The 14,428-nt window shown below is 66.5% G+C and carries 14 protein-coding genes and 2 tRNA genes; 9 read left to right on the top strand and 7 right to left on the bottom strand.

Annotation, left to right across the window (positions count from 1 at the left end; all coding sequences use genetic code 11):
- Positions 1 to 43 precede the first annotated feature (43 nt).
- The 7 genes from U5A56_RS21870 (at position 44) to U5A56_RS21840 (ending at position 5,406) form a co-directional block, all read left to right on the top strand.
- Positions 44 to 120, top strand: a tRNA-Met gene (locus U5A56_RS21870).
- A gap of 172 nt (positions 121 to 292) precedes the next feature.
- The gene (locus U5A56_RS21865; RefSeq protein ID WP_040144100.1) at positions 293 to 838 is read left to right on the top strand and encodes an NUDIX hydrolase; all 546 of its coding nucleotides are present in this window, start codon (positions 293 to 295) and stop codon (positions 836 to 838) included.
- 11 nt (positions 839 to 849) lie between these two features.
- Complete coding sequence (gene aat, locus U5A56_RS21860; protein ID WP_044845072.1) at positions 850 to 1,614, top strand: leucyl/phenylalanyl-tRNA--protein transferase; 765 nt, start codon at positions 850 to 852, stop codon at positions 1,612 to 1,614.
- Positions 1,615 to 1,647: 33 nt separating this feature from the next.
- Complete coding sequence (locus U5A56_RS21855; protein WP_124522241.1) at positions 1,648 to 2,478, top strand: arginyltransferase; 831 nt, start codon at positions 1,648 to 1,650, stop codon at positions 2,476 to 2,478.
- A gap of 178 nt (positions 2,479 to 2,656) precedes the next feature.
- A complete protein-coding gene (locus tag U5A56_RS21850) occupies positions 2,657 to 3,694 on the top strand; it encodes a quinone-dependent dihydroorotate dehydrogenase (protein ID WP_044845074.1) in 1,038 nt (345 codons plus the stop codon).
- Positions 3,695 to 3,796: 102 nt separating this feature from the next.
- Positions 3,797 to 4,591, top strand: a complete 795-nt coding sequence (locus U5A56_RS21845; RefSeq protein WP_257773138.1) for a cystine ABC transporter substrate-binding protein — start codon at positions 3,797 to 3,799, stop codon at positions 4,589 to 4,591.
- A 122-nt stretch (positions 4,592 to 4,713) separates the two neighbouring features.
- Positions 4,714 to 5,406 (top strand): amino acid ABC transporter permease, encoded by a 693-nt coding sequence (locus U5A56_RS21840; protein WP_044845076.1) that lies wholly within the window; start codon positions 4,714 to 4,716, stop codon positions 5,404 to 5,406.
- Between the two features lie 63 nt (positions 5,407 to 5,469).
- Here the strand turns inward: U5A56_RS21840 and U5A56_RS21835 are convergent, their stop codons facing one another.
- From U5A56_RS21835 to rnr, 6 genes are all read right to left on the bottom strand, one after another.
- Positions 5,470 to 6,456, bottom strand: coding sequence for a Gfo/Idh/MocA family oxidoreductase (locus tag U5A56_RS21835; protein WP_321924510.1), 987 nt, complete (start codon positions 6,454 to 6,456; stop codon positions 5,470 to 5,472).
- 101 nt (positions 6,457 to 6,557) lie between these two features.
- Entirely contained in the window at positions 6,558 to 7,274 is a 717-nt protein-coding gene (locus U5A56_RS21830) for a FadR/GntR family transcriptional regulator (protein WP_044845078.1), read from the bottom strand.
- 284 nt (positions 7,275 to 7,558) lie between these two features.
- Entirely contained in the window at positions 7,559 to 8,251 is a 693-nt protein-coding gene (gene rpiA / locus U5A56_RS21825) for a ribose-5-phosphate isomerase RpiA (protein ID WP_321924508.1), read from the bottom strand.
- 115 nt (positions 8,252 to 8,366) lie between these two features.
- A complete protein-coding gene (locus U5A56_RS21820; RefSeq protein WP_044845080.1) occupies positions 8,367 to 9,239 on the bottom strand; it encodes an N-acetylmuramoyl-L-alanine amidase in 873 nt (290 codons plus the stop codon).
- 104 nt (positions 9,240 to 9,343) lie between these two features.
- The gene (gene rlmB / locus U5A56_RS21815) at positions 9,344 to 10,087 is read right to left on the bottom strand and encodes a 23S rRNA (guanosine(2251)-2'-O)-methyltransferase RlmB (protein WP_321924505.1); all 744 of its coding nucleotides are present in this window, start codon (positions 10,085 to 10,087) and stop codon (positions 9,344 to 9,346) included.
- Between the two features lie 151 nt (positions 10,088 to 10,238).
- Positions 10,239 to 12,701, bottom strand: a complete 2,463-nt coding sequence (gene rnr, locus U5A56_RS21810) for a ribonuclease R (RefSeq protein WP_044845082.1) — start codon at positions 12,699 to 12,701, stop codon at positions 10,239 to 10,241.
- Between the two features lie 249 nt (positions 12,702 to 12,950).
- On the opposite strand from rnr, the gene U5A56_RS21805 reads away from it, so the two are divergent.
- Positions 12,951 to 13,037 (top strand) — tRNA-Leu (locus U5A56_RS21805).
- Position 13,038: 1 nt separating this feature from the next.
- On the opposite strand, the gene U5A56_RS21800 is transcribed toward U5A56_RS21805, so the two are convergent.
- The gene (locus U5A56_RS21800) at positions 13,039 to 13,269 is read right to left on the bottom strand and encodes a hypothetical protein (RefSeq protein ID WP_321924503.1); all 231 of its coding nucleotides are present in this window, start codon (positions 13,267 to 13,269) and stop codon (positions 13,039 to 13,041) included.
- Between the two features lie 105 nt (positions 13,270 to 13,374).
- On the opposite strand from U5A56_RS21800, the gene U5A56_RS21795 reads away from it, so the two are divergent.
- Complete coding sequence (locus tag U5A56_RS21795; RefSeq protein ID WP_321924501.1) at positions 13,375 to 14,364, top strand: aliphatic sulfonate ABC transporter substrate-binding protein; 990 nt, start codon at positions 13,375 to 13,377, stop codon at positions 14,362 to 14,364.
- Positions 14,365 to 14,428 lie beyond the last annotated feature (64 nt).

The following is a 14,428-nucleotide window of genomic DNA, read 5'->3' as shown; positions in this document are numbered from 1 at the left end:
GCAAGCATTCGGGTTAGTCCATATAATTCATTTCTTCGACGGACGCGGGGTGGAGCAGTCTGGCAGCTCGTCGGGCTCATAACCCGAAGGTCGTAGGTTCAAATCCTACCCCCGCAACCAACGTCCCGATTCATGCAAAAAGCCCGGCTCCGCGCCGGGCTTTTTGTTTTCCGGCGCGCGATTGCGCGCCTCGCACGTTGCGCTTCGCGCCGCACGCCGCGCACATGCGCTCGCGTTCGAGAATGCCCCGCCCCGGTGATACACTCGCATCACCTCGTCCCTTCCACTCGACATGAAATTCTGCTCCGTCTGCGGTCACGAAGTCATCGCGCGCATTCCTCCGGGCGACAACCGCGAGCGCTTCATTTGCGATCACTGCGGCACGATCCATTACCAGAATCCGCGCAACGTGGTCGGCACGGTGCCGGTCTGGGGCGATCAGGTGCTGCTGTGCCGCCGCGCGATCGAACCGCGCTACGGTTTCTGGACGCTGCCGGCAGGCTTCATGGAAATGGGCGAGACGACGGCCGAGGCCGCCGCGCGCGAAACGCTCGAGGAAGCCGGCGCACGCGTCGAGGTTCAGAACCTGTTCACGCTGCTCAACGTGCCGCACGTGCACCAGGTCCATCTGTTCTATCTGGCGCGGCTCGTCGATCCGGCTTACGAGGCCGGCGAGGAAAGCCTCGAGGTCAAGCTGTTCGACGAAGCCGACATCCCGTGGGACGAGATCGCGTTCCCGACCGTCAGCCAGACGCTGCGCTTCTTCTTCGCCGATCGCGCCGCCGGCGACTACGGCGTCCATACCGGCGATATCTTCCGCTCGCTGCGCAACGGCTGAGCCCGCGCCCAATGGTCCCCTGGCTCGGCCCGGACGATCCGTTCCCGCCCGTCGAACGCGCGCTCGGCCCCGCGACCGGCGCGCCGGGGCTGCTCGCCGCGAGCGCCGACCTGCTGCCGTCCCGCCTGATCGAGGCCTACCTGCGCGGCATCTTCCCGTGGTATTCGGACGGCCAGCCCGTGCTGTGGTGGAGCCCCGACCCGCGGATGATCCTCGCGCCGGCCGAATTCAAGGTGTCCCCGTCGCTGCGCAAGACGCTCAAGCGCGTGCTGCGCGACCCCGCGTGGGAAGTGCGCGTCGACCATGACTTTCCGGGCGTGATGCGCGCATGTGCGCAAGCGCCGCGCCGCGGGCAGCGCGGTACCTGGATCACGGCCGAGATCATCGACGCGTATTCGTCGCTCTACCGTTCCGGCAACGCGCACAGCATCGAGGCGTGGCACGACGGGCGACGCGTGGGCGGGCTCTACGGCGTCGCGTTCGGGCGGATGTTTTTCGGCGAATCGATGTATGCGGATGTCACCGATGCGTCGAAGATCGCGCTCGCGACGCTCGTCGCCCACCTTCGCGAGCAGGGGCTGGAGATGATAGACTGCCAGCAGAATACGTCGCATCTAGCGTCGCTCGGTGGCCGCGAGATCGCACGCAAGGCCTTTGTCGCTCACGTGCGCCGCGCGGTAGCCGAACCGCCGATTCCGTGGCAGTTCGACAAGCGTGTGCTCGCCATGCTGACGAGCCCTGCCGAACCGGCCGCCCCCTCCGGGATCGAGCGCTAGCGCGGCACTCCCTCCCTGCATCGAGAGCTGCCCATGACTCACCCGACTGAGCTGCCGCTTTCACCGCTTTCGGCGCTGCAATTCTATGCAACGGCGCCCTATCCGTGCAGCTATCTGGACGGCCGCGTCGCGCGCTCGCAAGTCGCGACGCCGAGCCACCTGATCAATTCCGACATCTATACCGAACTCGTGAAGGCCGGCTTCCGGCGCTCGGGCGTGTTCACCTATCGCCCGTACTGCGACGGCTGCCGTGCCTGCGTGCCGGTGCGCGTGCCGGTCGGCGCGTTCACGCCGTCGCGCACCCAGCGCCGGATGTGGAAGCGGCACCGCGCGCTCGTCGCGACGGTCTCGCCGCTGCACTACGACGAGGAGCACTACGCGCTCTACATGCGCTACCAGTCGGCGCGCCACGCGGGCGGCGGCATGGATCGCGACAGCCGCGACCAGTACGAGCAGTTCCTGCTGCAGAGCCGGATCAATTCGCGCCTCGTCGAATTCCGCGACCTCGACGCGCCGGGCGGCGAGCCCGGCAAGCTGCGCATGGTCAGCATGATCGACATCCTCGGCGACGGACTGTCGTCGGTCTATACGTTCTTCGAGCCGGACGAGCAGCACACGAGCTACGGCACGTACAACATCCTGTGGCAGATCGAGCAGGCGAAGAGCCTCGGCCTGCCGTACGTGTATCTCGGCTACTGGATCCGCGAGAGCCCGAAGATGGCCTACAAGGCCAACTTCCATCCGCTCGAAGGGTTGCTCGACGGCCGCTGGAAAATACTCGATCCGGATCGCGTCGACCTGCCGCCGGTCGACGCGGCACTCGCCCGCGCGCCGCTGCCGGGCGGACATTCCGGGTCGGGCTGACGGGCCATCCCGCGGCGCGGCGGCGCGCCTCCAACGGGCACCTTGCGGCCCTTGCACGCGTTGCCGCGCGGCACAAGCGGTGCCACCGGCCGCGCATGCGAAGCGAAGCCCGCCCTTGCCGCGCAACTCCCGGTAAAATAACGGGTTGTCATTCATTCCGGCCGTCCGCCCAATTCCCGTGTTCAGTTCCCTCTATCCGCTGGCCCGCGCATCCCTGTTCAAGATGGATGCGGAAGACGCTCACCACCTCACGCTGCGCGCGCTCGGCGCGGCCGGCCGCACGGGCCTCGCCTGCGCGCTGTCGGCCCGCGTGCCCGATGCGCCGCGCACCGTGATGGGGCTCACGTTCCGCAACCCGGTCGGCCTCGCCGCCGGCCTCGACAAGGACGGCGCGGCCATCGACGGCCTCGCGGCGCTCGGCTTCGGCTTCATCGAGGTCGGCACGGTCACGCCGCGCCCGCAGCCGGGCAATCCGCGCCCGCGGATGTTCCGCCTGCCGCAGGCGGAAGCGCTGATCAACCGGATGGGCTTCAACAACCACGGCGTCGATCAGTTCGTGAAGAATGTCCAGGCGGCCCGCTATCGCGGCATCCTCGGCCTGAACATCGGCAAGAACGCCGACACGCCGATCGAACGCGCCGCGGAAGACTATCTCTACTGCCTCGAGCGCGTGTATCCGTTCGCGAGCTACGTGACGATCAACATTTCGTCGCCGAACACGAAGAACCTGCGCCAGCTGCAGGGCGCGGGCGAACTCGACGCGCTGCTCGCCGCGCTGAAGGACAAGCAGCAACGCCTCGCCGACCTGCACGGCAAGCTCGTGCCGCTCGCGCTGAAGATCGCGCCCGATCTCGACGACGAACAGGTCAAGGAAATCGCCGACACGCTGCTGCGCCACAAGATCGAGGCGGTCATCGCCACCAACACGACGCTGTCGCGTGCGGCCGTGCAGGGCCTGCCGCACGCCGACGAAGCCGGCGGCCTGTCGGGCCGTCCGGTGTTCGATGCGTCCAACGAAGTGATTCGCAAGCTGCATGCGGAAGTCGGCAGCGCGGTGCCGATCATCGGCGTCGGCGGCATCTTCTCGGGCGAGGACGCGCGCGCGAAGCTCGCGGCCGGCGCGTCGCTCGTCCAGCTGTACACGGGCTTCATCTATCGCGGCCCCGCGCTCGTCGCCGAGTGCGTGAAGGCGATCGCGCGCGAACGCGCCGCGTAATATAGCCATAAACAAACGATATTTAATGGTCGATTGTATTTTTGCTATGATCAACCCCACAGTCAGAATCAAGCGCCCCGTTGGGGCAAGGAAGCTCACACGATGAAAATTTCGCTGCTGAAGAAGCTGCTGGTCGCCGGCCTGATCGGTACGTCGTTCGCCGCCGCCACCGCGCAGGCGGCCGACCTCCTCGACCAGGTGAAACAACGCGGCACGCTGCGCGTCGGCCTCGAAGGCACGTTCCCGCCGTTCAACTCGAAGAATCCGCAAGGCGAACTCGTCGGCTTCGACGTCGACATCGCGAATGCCATCGCCGCGAAGCTCGGCGTGAAGGCCGAGTTCGTCACGACCGAATGGAGCGGCATCATCGCGGGCCTGCAGGCCGGCAAGTTCGACGTGATCGCCAACCAGGTCGGCATCACCGACAAGCGCAAGGAAACGCTCGACTTCTCGCCCGCGTACACCTATTCGTCCGCCCAGCTGATCCAGCGCAAGGACGACACGCGCCAGTTCAAGTCGCTCGACGACCTGAAGGGCAAGAAGCTCGGCGTCGCGCTCGGCACGAACTACATGGACATGGCGAAGTCGGTGCCCGGCATCGACGTGAAGACGTACCCGGGCGCGCCCGAGTACCTGCGCGACCTCGCGGCCGGCCGTCTCGACGCGGCGCTCAACGACCGCCTGATGCTCGCGTACCTGACGAAGAACTCGCAACTGCCGCTGCGCCCGGGCGCGAACGTCGGCTCGGCGAATCCGTCGGGCATCCCGTTCAAGAAGGGCAACCCGAAGTTCCAGAAGGCGATCGACGACGCGATGGCGCAACTCGAGGCCGACGGCACGTTCACGAAGATCTCGGACAAGTGGTTCGGCATCGACGTGACGAAGCCGGTCAAGTAAGCACGCCTCTGCTTCCCGCCTGAAGGCGGGCCGGAAAGGGCGGCATCCGAAACGATGCCGCCCTTTGTTTTATCGGTCCGGTTTATGATTGCGCTTTCGCGCACGCATTCGATTCGTATTCCATGTCGACAACGTCCCTGCTCGTCCAATCGCTGCCGGTGCTCGCCCAGGGTGCCGTACTGACCGTCAAGTTCGCCGTGCTGTCGATGGTGTTCGGCCTGCTCGGCGCCGTCGTGCTCGCGATGATGGGCATCCGGCAAAGCGAACCGCTCGACGGCTTCGAACGCATCTGGGTCAACGCGCTCGCTGGGCTCGCGCGCGCCTACGTGAGCCTGATGCGCGGCACGCCGCTGCTCGTGCAGATCTTCGTCATCTATTACGGACTGCCGAGCCTCGGCATCTCGCTCGACCCGACACCGGCCGGCGTGATCGCGCTCTCCGCGAACGTGGCCGCTTACATGTCCGAAAGCATGCGCGGCGCGATCAACGGGATCGCGCGCGGCCAATGGCTGGCCGCCTACAGCCTCGGGCTGTCGTGGGGGCAGACGCTGCGCTACGTGATCGGCCCGCAGGCGCTGCGCATCGCGGTGCCGAGCCTGTCGAACAGCCTGATCAGCCTGATCAAGGACACGTCGCTCGTGTCCGTCATCACCGTGACCGAACTGCTGCGCAGCGCGCAGGAAGTGATCGCGGCGACCTACCAGCCGTTGCCGCTGTACCTGGCCGCCGCCGCGATCTACTGGGTGCTGTGCCAGATCCTCGAATGGGTCCAGCGCTGGTACGAAAAGCGCCTGTCGCTGCCCGCGCGGCACTGAGCACGTCGCCTCTCCCGCCGGGCCGCGGATGCGCGCCCGGCCCCGCCTTCCCGTCCTTCCCGCCTACTCGCCCGAATAGCGCACGCCGAGCGCCGCGCGTGCCGCATCGGTCATCGCGATCATGCGCCGCGAATGGTCGTGCGTCATGATCGGGCTCTCGAGTTCGCCCGCGCGCAGCAGGTCGCAGAAATGCGCGGTCTCGTAGTTCAGGCCGCCGCCGTCGACCGGCGCGTCGAGTTCGACCGTGCGCCCGTCCGCATAGCGGATCGTCGCCCGCGCGGGGTTCCACCACTTCTCGTGAATCGTCACGTGCCCGCCTGCCGCGGCGATCAGCGCATCGCCGCGCCCCATCACGTCGAGCCCGCAAAAGAGCTGCGCGATGCCGCCGTTCGCGTGGCGGCTGTTCAGGCTCGCGAACACGTCGACGCCCGTTGCGCCGATGCGGCCGAGCGTCTGCACGTCGACTGCCGCGCCAAGCCAGTCGACCGCGAGAAACGCTTCGTAGATCCCGATGTCGAGCAGCGCGCCGCCGGCGCGGTCGAGCCGATAGACGGAATGATCGTCCGGCACCGACGACGACGCGCAGCCCGCGCGCACGAGCCTGATCTCGCCGATCGGATCGTCATGCAGATGCGCGCGCAACCGACGATACAACGGAAAGAACGGCGGCTTCATCGCTTCCATGAAGAGCCGGCCGGCCGTGCGTGCCGCATCCAGCACGGCATCGAGCTGCGTCGCGTTCAGCGTCGCGGGTTTTTCGCACAGCACGGCCTTGCCGGCGGCGAGCGCCGCTTGCGCGTAGTGCGCGTGACTGTCGTGGAGGGTCGCGATATAGATCGCGTCGATGTCGCTCGCGAGGAGCGCGTCGAGGCTGGCGGCAGGCGTGCCGCCGCAGCTGTCGCAGAAAGCGGTTGCCGCATCGGCGCGGCGCGCCCACACGCCGGCGAGCGTGGCACCCGGCACGTGCGCGAGGCTTTGCGCGAAACGGCGTGCGATGCTGCCTGCGCCGACGATGCCGAAACGCACCGGGCGGTTGTCGAATTCGTTCATCCGGATCTTCCGTGTCGGTCGTATGACGGTGGCCGGCACGCTGCCGGCCGGCCGTCATGATAAACGGCTCGCCGGCACAGGGATAAGCGACGCGCGCCGATTCAGGCGCGCACCGGCACGTCGACGGAGAAATCGCGCGAGATCTCGTCGGCGCTGAAATCGATCAGGGCGAGCGACGCCGCCTCGGCTTCGCGCGGATCGCGGCGTTCGATCGCATCGACGACGCGCGCATGCGCCTTCACCGCGATGTCGTGCGCACCGTCCTTCTGCGCGACGCGCGGATTCACGAGCCGCACAGCGCCGCGCACGATCGCCGCCATCTGCTGGAAGAACTGGTTGCCGCTCGCCTGGACGATTCGCGTGTGCAGCAGTTCGTCCGCCGTGTCGTAACCGGGGTCGCCCGGTTGCAACACCTTGAACGCTTCGAACGCCTCGCGGATGCCCGCGATGTCGGCCGCCGTCGCACGGACCGCCGCCTGCGCGGTCGCGCGCGGTTCGATCAGCATCCGGAATTCGATGACGTCGCGCATGAACTGCGGATCCGGCTTCGCACGAAACCGCCAGCTCACCACGTCTTCATCGATCATGCGCCAGTCGCGCATCGGCCGAACGCGCGTACCGACTTTCGGACGCACGTCGAGCATGTCGCGCGCGAGCAACATCGACAATGCTTCGCGCATCACCGTGCGACTCACGTCGAACTCTTTCGACAGCACATCCTGCGGCGGCAGAATGCCGCCGTACTTGTCCTCGACGATACCTGCGACAAGCCCATCCATCACTTTGGCGACCAGTGACCGGTCTTTGCCCTGCTCCATGACACCTCCCCGTGCGTCGATTTGCGAACACCTGCTCCGCAGTTCCGCCGGCCCTGGTTACGACTGTTCTTATGATCTATAAGTTGATGAGTTCGGGGATATTTCGCTATCTGGTAAACACCTGACAGGGTTATCCCTCTTTTTGATGCGGTTGATTTATAAGGCTTCAAAAAAAGCCCGGAAAGCGCGCTGCGCTTGCCGGGCCGGGCTTTCCACGAACTTTGAACATGCAATCCATTACGGCATCCGGATGCCATTACGGACTGCTTCTCATTCAGTTTCGATTAATCGGGATAAACGATCGTTTCAACGCCGCTTGCCGTGCCGAGCAGGCACAGATTCGCGCCGCGCGCGGCGAACAGGCCGACCGTCACGACGCCCGGCCATGCGTTGACCTGCGCCTCGAAACCGCGCGGATCGGTGATTTGCAACCCCTTGACGTCGATGATCTCGTTGCCGTTGTCGGTGATGTACGGCGCGCCGTCCTTCGTCACGCGCAGCACCGGCACGCCGCCCAGCGCGGTCACGCGCCGGCCGATCGCCGTGCGTGCCATCGGCACGACCTCGATCGGCAGCGGGAATGCACCGAGCACCGGCACGCGCTTGCTGCCGTCCGCGATGCAGACGAACGTATCGGCCACCGACGCGACGATCTTTTCGCGCGTCAATGCGCCACCGCCGCCCTTGATCATTGCACCGCTTGCGTCGATCTCGTCGGCACCGTCGACGTACACCTGCAGCGATTCGACCTCGTTCAGGTCGAACACCTTGATACCGTGCGATTTCAGGCGTTCGGTGGTCGCGATGGAGCTCGACACGGCGCCGCGATAGCGCGACTTGACGGCCGCGAGCGCGTCGATGAAGCAGTTGGCGGTCGAGCCGGTGCCGACGCCGATCACGGCGCCTTCCGGCACGTTCTGGATCACATAATCGGCGGCCGCCTGGCCGACCAGGCGTTTGAGTTCGTCTTGAGTCATGGGGGTGGGAATACAGCGGGATTGCGGAAAACCGCCAGTTTACCGGACTCGGGAGACGACCCGGGCATTTTCGGTGGGGTGCCGGCGCTGCGATCAGCGCCGGGCACGCCGGCGATCACGGCGCGCCGGTGGCGGATGCGTCGCCCGCCGGCGGCGTGGCGGAGAAATACTTGTCGAGCAGCGCCTGTGCGATCGCATCGGTTTCGGCGTCCGGATCGCCCGCATAGTCGGCCGGCCGGAAATGCATCTGGAACGCCGCGAACACGCGTCGCGTGCGGGTGTCGAGTACGCCGTCGGCCGGCACGTCGTAGCCGTAGCGCGCGAGCTTCAGCTGCAGTTCGCGCACGTCGACGAGCGCGTGCGGATCGCGGCCGCCGAGCCGGGCGGCCACGGTCGCATCGTCCGGCCACGCGCCGACACCGGCTTGCGCGAGCGCATGCCACGGAAACAGCGGCCCCGGATCGATCTTGCGTTGCGGCGCGATGTCGCTGTGCCCGACCACGCGCGTCGGCGGAATCCGGTAGCGCGCGACGACATCTTTCGACAGACGGATCAGCGCATCGACCTGTTCGGGCGGATACGGCTGCCACGTGCGGTTTTGCGGATCGAGCGGGCCGCGATTCACGTTCTCGATGCCGATCGACGCTGCGTTGAGCTCGGTCGTGCCCTGCCATTCGCTGATGCCCGCCTGCCATGCGCGTTCCGATTCGGGCACGAGTTGGTAGACCACCGGCATCCCGCGTTCGATGCGCGGTTGCGGCGGCACGACGTAGTGCGCGCTGACCGAATCGCCCGTCAGCGTGCGCAGCGATTTCGCTTCGTCGCTTTCGGTGTAATGCATCACGAGAAAGCGGATCCGCGAATCGGCGCCGCGTGCGTGCAGGCTCGTGTCGGCGTAGTACGTGCCGCGCCCGACCAGTGACGGCGACGTGCAGGCGGCCAGCAGGCCGAGGATGGCGCACGATGCGCCGAGGCGAAACAGGGTCATGTTCGCGAGTTCCGGGAGGCGCGTGCCGCGCGCAGTCGCGGCACGCGTCGTGCGGGTCGTGACGGCCCGCGCAGCGCGCGAGATCGCGCGCGTCAGCCCGTGTATCAGCCCTTCACGCGCCGCTGCCGCACCGCTTCATACAGGCACACGCCGCTCGCGACCGACACGTTCAGGCTTTCCACGCTGCCGGCCATCGGGATGCTCATCACTTCGTCGCAGGTATCGCGCGTGAGCCGGCGCATGCCTTCGCCTTCCGCACCCATCACGATGGCGACGGGACCGTCGAGCTTCGTGTCGTACAGCGTGCCCGACGCCTCGTCCGACGTACCGATGACCCACACGCCCGCGTCCTTCAGCTCGCGCAGCGCGCGGGCGAGGTTCGTGACCGTGATGTACGGCACCGTGTCGGCCGCGCCGCTCGCGACCTTCGCCGCGGTCGCGTTCAGGCCGACCGCGCGGTCGCGCGGCGCGATCACCGCATGTGCGCCGGCCGAATCGGCGACACGCAGGCATGCGCCGAGGTTGTGCGGATCGGTGACGCCGTCGAGTACCAGCAGCAGCGCCGGGCCCTGGATGCCGTCGAGCAGCTCGGACAGGTTCTGTGCGAGCGGAACATCCTCGACGCGCGCCACGACGCCCTGGTGGCGCTCGGTATGCGCGAGGCCCCACAGGCGGGTTTCATCGGCCGCAATCAGCCGCACGCCCGCTTCCTTCGCGGTGTGCAGGAAGTCCTGCATGCGGCGGTCGCGGCGCGTCTGGTCGTACAGCACCTCCGCAACCGTCGACGCATCGTGCCGCAAACGTGCGGTCACCGCATGAAAACCGTAAAGAACCTTCAGACGAGACATGACTGGAACAACCTTCGATCAAACGTGCGGCCGCGCGACGTGCGCAGCCGCGATCCATGGAAAAGGAAAGCGCCGCGTTGCCGGCCGGTGACCGGTCAAGCGCGGCGTCTCTCGATACTGCAAGGGCGTGCGCGTGCGCCGCCCCGAACGCTCAATACTTCTTGCGGGCGTGCACCTTCTTCGCGGCCGTCTTCGCCGCCGCACCGCCCTTCTTCTTCGCGGCACGTGCGGCACGCGCTTCCTTCACCGCAACGGTCGGTGCGCTGGCCGCCTTCTTGCGGCGCGGCGCGGCGTCCTCCACCGGCGGCAACGCGCGCACGCGCGGGCCGCCGCGGTCGTTACCGTTGCCGGCGACCGCCGGCGCCGGTGCCGGACGCGGCGCCTTCACCGGCGTGTCGCGCACGAGGCGGAAGTCGATCTTGCGTGCGTCGAGATCGACGCGGCTCACCTGCACGCGCACGCGATCCGACAGGCGATAACGGATGCCCGTGCGCTCGCCGCGCAGCTCGTTCTTGATCTCGTCGTACTGGAAGTAGTCCGAGCCGAGTTCCGTGACGTGCACGAGCCCTTCGATGAACAGCGTATCGAGCTGCACGAAGATGCCGAACGACGTGACGCCGTTCACCATCCCGCCGTACTCCTCGCCGAGCTTGTCGCGCATGAAGTAGCACTTGAGCCAGGCCTCGACGTCGCGCGACGCTTCGTCGGCACGGCGCTCGTTCGCCGAGCAGTGCAGGCCGAGTTCTTCCCAGATCGCCGTGTTCGAGCGCGAACGGCCGCGCGCTTCGTCGTCGGCCTGCTGCATCGCGCGGGCGCGCGGCGACAGCGCGGTGTTCAGCTCGAAGCCGTCCGGCGCCTTCGGCACGTACTTCTTGCCGGACAGGATCGCGTAGATCGCGCGGTGCGTGAGCAGGTCGGGATAGCGGCGGATCGGGCTCGTGAAGTGCGCGTACGCCTCGTACGCGAGACCGAAGTGGCCGATGTTGTCCGGGCTGTAGACGGCCTGCTGCATCGAGCGCAGCAGCATCGGCTGCAGCATCTGCGCGTCGGGCCGGTCGCGGATCTGCGCCATCAGCGCCGCGTAGTCGCTCGCATGCGGCTTGTCGCCGCCGCCGAGCGAGAGGCCCATGCCGCGCAGGAACGCGCGCAGGTTCTCGAGCTTCTCCGGCGTCGGCCCCGCGTGCACGCGGTACAGGCCCGGGTGCTTGTGGCGCTTCAGGAAATCGGCCGCGCACACGTTCGCGGCCAGCATGCATTCCTCGATCAGCTTGTGCGCATCGTTGCGCTGACGCGGGACGATCTGCTCGATCTTGCCTTGCGAGTTGCAGACGATGTAGGTCTCGGTCGTGTCGAAGTCGATCGCGCCGCGCTTCTGGCGTGCGGCGAACAGCGCCTTGTAGACGCCGTACAGATCCTGCAGGTGCGGCAGCAGGTCCGCGCGGCGCGCGGCCTCCGGCCCCTTCGTGTTCGACAGCACGGCCGCGACTTCGGTGTACGTGAGGCGCGCGGCCGAATGGATCACGGCCGGATAGAACTGGTACGCCTTGATCTCACCGCGCGCGGTAATCACCATGTCGCATGCGAGCACGCAGCGATCGACCTGCGGGTTCAGCGAACAGAGGCCGTTCGACAGCTTCTCCGGCAGCATCGGGATCACGCGGCGCGGGAAGTAGACCGACGTACTGCGCTCGAGTGCGTCGGCATCGAGCCCGCTGCCCGGCTGCACGTAGTGCGACACGTCGGCGATCGCGACGATCAGGCGGAAGCCGTCGCCGCGGCCGACCTTGGTCGGCTCGCAGTAGACGGCATCGTCGAAGTCGCGGGCATCCTCGCCGTCGATCGTCACGAGCGGCACGTCGCGCAGGTCGACGCGGAAGCGCAGGTCGGTCGGCCGCACCTTGTCCGGCAGCGCGGCGGCTTCGTCGAGCGCCGGCTGGCTGAATTCGTGCGGCACGCCGTACTTGCGCACGGCGATCTCGATTTCCATGCCCGGATCGTCGATGTCGCCGAGCACTTCGACGACGCGGCCGAGCGGCTGCGAATGGCGGCTCGGGAAGTCGGTCAGTTCGACGACGACGACCTGCCCGACCTTCGCCTTCTTCACGTTCTGCGTGATCAGGATGTCGTGGCCGATGCGCTTGTCTTCGGGGGCGACGATCAGCGCGCCGTTCTCGTTGAGCAGGCGGCCGATCACGCGCTTGTTCGCGCGCTCGGTGACTTCGACGACGTGCCCTTCCGGCCGGCCGCGGCGATCGTAGCCGACGATCCGCGCGAGCACGCGGTCGTTGTGCATGACCTTCTGCATTTCGCCGTTCGGCAGGAACAGGTCGTCCTGGCCGTCGTCGCGGATCACGAACCCGTAGCCGTCGCGATGGCCCTGCACGCGGCCGGCAACGAAGTTCGACGGATGGGTGAGCTGGTAGTGGCCGCGCTTGTCGAGGCGGATCTGGCCGTCGCGTTCCATCGCGGCGACACGCCGGAAGAACCCCTCGCGCTCCTGACGCTTGATCGACAGCGCTTCGGCGATGTCGTTGGCTGCCAGCGGCGCGTCGCTCGTACGCAGCACGCCGAGAATTTCTTCACGGCTCGGAATGGGGTACGGATATTTGCTCAAGGGTTTGTCGATGATTGTTCTCGTTGCGTTGACTGATGGTGCACGGCATCAACATAGAAGTGTCCGTCAGACAGTTCTATAGTGACGGCGGCGGATCATTCTATCACCCGCCTGTGCCGCCAAATGACGCGAATGCCGCGTGCAGGCGCCGCGGCGACCGGTTTGCGGTGCATCGCAAAAAAGTGTTGACACGATTAATTGGGGCGCTATAATTTCGCTTCTTTGCAGCAAGCAGCTACTGCAAAACGTGCCCAGGTGGCGGAATTGGTAGACGCACTAGGTTCAGGTCCTAGCGGTGGCAACATCGTGGAGGTTCGAGTCCTCTCCTGGGCACCACTTATTTAAAAAAGGTCGGCTTCTGCCGCCCTTTTTTCTTTTTCAGGCCCAGGAAGCAAAGCGCCTGCGCGCTTTGCGCGAGGACTCGAAAGGCTGCGCTTGCAAGCGCAGCCGGGGTCGCGCTCGTGTGACCGAGTCCTCTCCTGGGCACCATCTGTTTTTTGAAAAGGTCGGCTTCTAGCCGGCCTTTTTTCATTTCCGGCCGCACATTGCGCGTACTGTGCCGCGCCATATGCCCGCCACTCCGATCGATAGCAGAATTAATCGGTTATCGATTGCCCTCCCCGTTGGTACGTTAGCCGCCTCGCTTTCAACGAACCCGACGAGGAACCACCCCATGACGTCGATGAACCGCCGCGCGTTCGCGCGCGCGATGCTGGCCGCCGGCCTGAGCGTCGCCGGCATCCGGACGCACGCCGAGAACGCGCCCTCCACGTTGCGCATCGGATACCAGAAATCGTCGACGCTCATTACGCTGCTCAAGACGCGCGGCACGCTGGAGCAGTCGCTTGCGACGCTCGGCCTGCGCGTGTCGTGGCATGAATTCGCGAGCGGCTTGCCGCTGACCGAAGCGCTCAACGTCGGCGCGGTCGATTTCAGTGCCGACGTGGCCGACACCGTTCCCGTCTTCGCGCAGGCCGCGCATGCGCGCTTCGTATACGTCGCGCAGGAAGCGCCGTCACCGAAAGCGCAGGCCATCATCGTCAAGCGCGACAGCGCGCTGCGCACGCTCGCCGATCTCAAGGGCAAGCGCATCGCCGTCACGAAGGCAGCCGGCAGCCACTACCTGCTGCTTGCCGCACTCGCGCGCGCAAAGCTCACCCCCGCCGACGCCGCAATCCACTACCTGACGCCGGCCGACGGCCGCGCGGCGTTCGAGCGCGGCAGCGTCGATGCATGGATCACGTGGGACCCGTATGTCGCATCGGTCGACGCGAATCCCGACGTGCGGATTCTGGCCGACGGCGACGGGCTTGCGTCGTACCAACGCTATTACCTTGCGTCGAGCAGCTTTGCCGCCGCGCGCCCCGACGTCATCCAGATCGTGTTCGACCAGTTGTCGCAAGCCGGCACCTGGCTGCGCGAACATCAGCAGGAGGCCGCCAATACCCTCGCCCCGATCTGGGGACTCGACGCGAAGACGATCGAGCGCGCGAACGCGCGACGCAGCTATCTCGTGCGCACCGTGGCCACGCAGAACTTCGGTGAACAGCAGAAGATCGCCGATACGTTCCTCGCGGCCGGTTTGCTGCCCGCCCGCGTCGAGACGGGTGAAGCGCTGCGCTGGAATTTCGCGGCAAAGCGTGCGGAGCCGATCGGCGCCTGATGCCCGGAACCTGCAACGCGCGATAATTTTGATCGCGATCGAAAAATTGTGTTGACAGATGCTC

Origin of the sequence: Burkholderia sp. BCC1998 (assembly GCF_905339875.1) — a bacterium.
In the GTDB taxonomy this organism is placed as follows: Bacteria; Pseudomonadota; Gammaproteobacteria; order Burkholderiales; family Burkholderiaceae; genus Burkholderia.
The sequence above is the reverse complement of the archived record's forward strand: the minus strand, read 5'-3'. Positions and strand labels throughout refer to the sequence as shown.